This is a genomic window from Azospirillum sp. B4, assembly GCF_000333275.1.
Lineage (GTDB): Bacteria > Pseudomonadota > Alphaproteobacteria > Azospirillales > Azospirillaceae > Nitrospirillum.
This window is the reverse complement of sequence record NZ_BACU01000607.1, coordinates 1-4512: the sequence shown is the minus strand read 5'-3', so window position 1 is coordinate 4512 and position 4512 is coordinate 1. Positions and strand designations below refer to the sequence as shown.

The window sequence follows — 4512 nt, the reverse complement described above, 5'->3', positions numbered from 1 at the left end:
CGGGCGGCGACACGGGCGATCAACTGCTGCAGCGCGTCATCGGATTTCAGCGCCCGAAAGGCCTCAGGCGGTCCTATCGTTCCTTGAACGATGGCCAGGGATTGCCTTTGGGCGGCAGCGGCGCGATCCCGGCATGAAGCGGGAGCAAGCTTGGATGCCTGGTACTCGCCCTCCGCCGCCAGCTCGGATGCCAGGAATTCCAAGCGCATGCTGGCGGCGGTGCAACGCCCCAGATTCTCAAACGTCGACGCGATGGGGCCCTCCAGCTGGGCCAATGGAAAACGGCCAGCCATGAAGGCTGCAAGGTGCGTCACCAACAGAAGGAGGAAAATGACAGCGGCGGACAGGAGCTTCCCGGACAAGGCCCGCCGGCGAGGTGACATGGCTGCATGCATTACCGTCCCTCCAGCCCTGGCAGATGGTCATGTTCAGACGCCCACCGCATGGTCCTGTTTTGCAGCTGACCCAAGGGCGCGAGGGTCAAGGCGAGCAACAACGCGGCAAAAAGCAGGGACAAGCCCCGCCCGACCTGGCCGCTGGCCTTGCGCCATAAGACATGGGCACCGCCACCGATGACGAACTGCAACCAGGTGGCCACCGATACGACGGTGAGATATGCCTTGATGAGGTCCACCAGCTCTCCGCCATCCTTCAAAGCCGCGTCGGGGGACATGTCCGCGGCACGGAAGCACAGCAGCACGGCGCCGGCCAGGCAAAGCCCCAGCACGAAAGAGCCCGCTGTCAGAGTTCGGACCGAGCGGCCGGCCTTCCAGCCGATCGCCGCCATGGGAACCAGGAGCAGCAGGACCACCCCTCCTACCCACAGGCGGCCCGCCGGCGGCTTATCCATCGCTCCCCCAGGNATTGACTCGTCAGGGGGCGGCCCACAGGCTTTATCCAGCTCAAGGTGAGCATCCAGGGTCCCTCATTTCAGGTGAACAGGGGCGCTCTTGTCGTTTTAGCTACCACGGGTTATTTAGCACTATGCCGCCGGCCACTCAATGCCGCGGCCCCTTCTAGACAGAATGAGGTTGCCCCGTGAGCCAATCAGCCCGACACCGTGGCGGACCTAAGGGCATGCCGTCGAAGAACCAGGAACGGCAGCTGGGAGAGCCCATACGCACTTCGGAGGCCCCCCGAGATAGCCCTCCGGCCGACCGGCCCGCCTGGCTCCAGGGCCTGAATGATGAACAGCTGCTGGCTGCCACCTGCCTGGATGGGCCTGTACAGGTCCTGGCCGGCGCCGGTTCGGGAAAGACCAAGGTGGTCGTCGCCCGGGCTACGGAGGCGATCCGCACGAAGCGCGTGAAGGCGTCCAGATGCCTTATCATCTCCTTCAGCTCCGACGCGGTCGAGGAGGTCAAGACGCGTCTGAATGGTGCCTTGGGTGCCAGGGCGGATGCTGTCCGCGTCGCCACCTTCCATTCCCTTTTCAAATCGCTGCTGAGCCTGAAGCCGTCCGTGGCGGGTCTAAGACCAGGGTTCGCAGTCTATGGATCCGATGACGGTGACCGGCTGGTAAGGCCGCTTCTGGAAGACCTGGTTGAAGGAGGGCACCCCGTTCCCGCCGGCCGCGGCGGCAAGGCCGCGAAAATGACGGAGCTGGTGCGGGGCGTTCTTTCGGCAATCTCCTTTATGAAGCGGCAAGGCTTCTTGCCGCGCCGGGCCCAGCAGCAGCTGAAGGATCACGACTCACCCTTCATCCAGATCGCCCTGAAAGTCTACCCTGCCTACCAGGCAGCCCTGCAGTCCGAAAACGCTGCCGATTTCGACGACCTTCTGCTCCTGCCCATCATGGCCATGGGCCGCAGCGAGCGGTTGAGGCGTGAATGGTCCGGGTTCTGGGAGCTCGTCATGGTCGACGAGTACCAGGACACCGATCCCCTTCAGGAGCAGGGCCTGGCTCTGCTCGCGTTCTATCATCGCAACCTGTGCGTGGTGGGTGACCAAAGGCAGGCCATCTACGCTTTCCGGGGGGCAACGGCGGCCAATATATGCGGCTTCAAGGACAGATGGCCGGACGCCACCGTGATCGCCTTGAAGTTCAATTACCGCAACAACCCTGAAATCCTGGCTGCCGCCAACCACCTGGCCGCCAACAGCAACAGCCCGGTCGGCGCCCCCCTGACCGCCGGCTCAAGCATGACGCCGCTGGATCGTGGCGTCGTCGTCATCGAATGCGAGGACGACGAAGAAGCGGCGGCGCGGGCCATCGATGTCGCGGTCGCCGACATGGACGCGCTGCGTTTCCTTTCCGGAGGAGCCAAAGGTGGCCGCGCCTTCCTCCTCTACCGCTCCAATCTCGATGCCGAGCTGCTCATCACCGCCGCCGTGCGCAAAGGGCTCACGTACCGGGTGGTGGGTGAGCTGGGGTTCTATTCCAGGGAGGAGGTGAAGGACGCCCTGGCCTTCATCAGCCTCATGGAAAATCCCCGCGATCTGGAGGCCTTCCGGCGCATCGCCAACAAACCATCCCGAGGTCTGGGCGACCAGTCTGTCAGCCGGCTGTCCGCTTCCGCCGAGGACTGGTTGGCCAAGGACGCGGAGGGGGAGGGGGCGCCAGAACAAGACGGCATCCTGGACCTGGCCCTCCCCCTGCCCAAACTCGACAGGCGCGGCCTGGAGGGACTGGAGGTGCTCCGCGGTGCCCTCCAGAGTTGGCGGGAGGGCCGGGGCCGGCCACTTCATAACAGGATCGAGGCGCTGCTGGAGCTGCTCGGCTACGAGCGCCATTGGGCAGGTTCGACAGAAGGGGAGCGGGAGGAGCGGGCCGCCAATCTTGATCGCTTGCTGGACACGGCGTCGACCATGCCGTCGGCCGGTGCCCTGCTGGAGCACGCCTCCCGCGCCGCGTCCTCCCTGCAGCAGGACGCGGCCTTGGTCCTCATGACGCTGCACAAGGCCAAGGGCTTGGAGGAGGATGTCGTGGTGCTCCCCTTTTGGACCGAGGAGCGCTTCCCGACGCGGGCGGCAATCGCGGCCGCCAAGGAAGCCGGCCGTGGAGCCGACGCCTCCAGCCTACCGGAAGACGAAGCCCGGGTCTTCGATCCGGACGACCCCATCGTGGTGGAGCGTAACCTCGCTTATGTGGGTGTCACACGTGGGCGCCACCGGGTGACGATTCTGACTCATCGCCAGACCTCGAAAGGCAAAGCGATGCCCTCCCGCTTCATCGCCGAGATGGGCCCCCATGTGACATGGGTGGCCTGAGGATGGCCATGGATTGGAGATCGGAAGCCCCAGCCGACCTGGTGACGGAGGACGAGGGGATGGGGCTCATTGCCCAGGAGCTGTTGTCCGGGATCGAGCGGGGGCCCGATGGTCAATGGCGCATGCCCTGGCACGGCATCATGGGCGGCCTCCCTGAGAACGCCTTCACTGGCCGCCGATTCAGGAAGACCAACCTACTGACGCTGTCGCTCGCCGCCAAGCGCCGGGGCTTCCGGTGCCCCCTCTGGGCCCCCCAGGGCCAATGGGAGGACCGGCGCGGCAACATCCGGCCTGGCGAGGAGGGGACGGTGATCCTGGTTCCCGTATTCGCCCAGGACGGTCCTTCGGAGCGATGGGACGCGTCGACGCCAGGGGCCAGGAAACGGTTTGGTCCCCTGGGCGGCGACGCCGCCGGCGGGGAGAGCCGGGCGATGCTGGGGTACAAGCGTGAACCCTGGTACAATGTTTCGCAGGTCGAGGGAGTGGACGTGCGACCTCCGGCGCCCGTTACCCCCAGCCTGGCCGCGGAGGGGCTGCTGGCGGCCTTGGAGGCCTGGCGGCGCGGCCGTCCGGGCGGCGTCCGCGGGCCTGCCATACAGTATGGGGGCCACCAGGCGTACTGGACCGCGTCCACGGACCAGATCTGGAGCCCCCGCGCTGAAGCCTATGGGGATCATGATGGACTGTCGGGCCGGGAATATTTCGCGACGGTCATGGCGCACGAGGGTATTCATGCCACGGGCTCCAAGGGTCGCCTCAGACGGTCCAGCCTTGCCCAGTACAGCAGTCCCCAGGGGCGGGCCCGGGAGGAAATGGTGGCGGAGATCGGCGCCTGCTTCCTCGCCGGGCACTTCGGCTTGGCCACGGCACTGCGACCGGACCACCAGATCTACATTAAGGGCTGGATGCAGCAGCTCTCGGACCGAAACCAGCTGAAGGCATTCTTCTGGGCCGTGGGCCAGGCCGAAATCGCCGCCAACTATGTCCTGAGGGAAGCCGGTGTCCTGAGGGAAGCCGGCTTGCTGAACAACTTGGAGTAAATTATCCCGATCTGGCTTTTCTGAATTTTTCGGCCAATGAAGAAGCGCCTGAACCTAATGCCTTGGTGGAGGAGTGCATTGCAGTACCGAGCAGACCTCTCCGTGCTAGCCCGCTAGATTCTGGCTGGCCGTCCCCCAAAGCCGCGAGGCGCCCCAGCGACGTGGCCTTCGCAGCACTCCACATGCCGGCGCCGACCACCGCGGCGGCTGAGGCGGCGCTGTCCGACGCACCCCCGATATGGCCGCCAGGCGCGGGCCCCAA

The 4512-nt window shown here is 65.6% G+C and carries 3 protein-coding genes; 2 read left to right on the top strand and 1 reads right to left on the bottom strand.

Annotated elements, in window-relative coordinates; translation table 11 throughout:
- Positions 1-394: 394 nt before the first annotated feature.
- The gene (locus I55_RS27250) at positions 395-811 is read right to left on the bottom strand and encodes a hypothetical protein (RefSeq protein ID WP_044563882.1); all 417 of its coding nucleotides are present in this window, start codon (positions 809-811) and stop codon (positions 395-397) included.
- Between the two features lie 266 nt (positions 812-1077).
- Here I55_RS27250 and I55_RS27245 point away from each other — a divergent pair, with 266 nt between their 5' ends.
- Both I55_RS27245 and I55_RS27240 read left to right on the top strand, forming a co-directional pair.
- Entirely contained in the window at positions 1078-3210 is a 2133-nt protein-coding gene (locus I55_RS27245) for an ATP-dependent helicase (RefSeq protein ID WP_044563881.1), read from the top strand.
- A gap of 8 nt (positions 3211-3218) precedes the next feature.
- Positions 3219-4250, top strand: coding sequence for a zincin-like metallopeptidase domain-containing protein (locus I55_RS27240; protein WP_159107287.1), 1032 nt, complete (start codon positions 3219-3221; stop codon positions 4248-4250).
- Positions 4251-4512 lie beyond the last annotated feature (262 nt).

Excerpts from the sequence above, each read along its gene's own strand:
- I55_RS27245 (WP_044563881.1), top strand. The coding sequence starts at position 1,078 with ATGCCGTCGAAGAACCAGGAACGGCAGCTGGGAGAGCCCATACGCACT.
- I55_RS27240 (WP_159107287.1), top strand. The coding sequence starts at position 3,219 with ATGGATTGGAGATCGGAAGCCCCAGCCGACCTGGTGACGGAGGACGAG.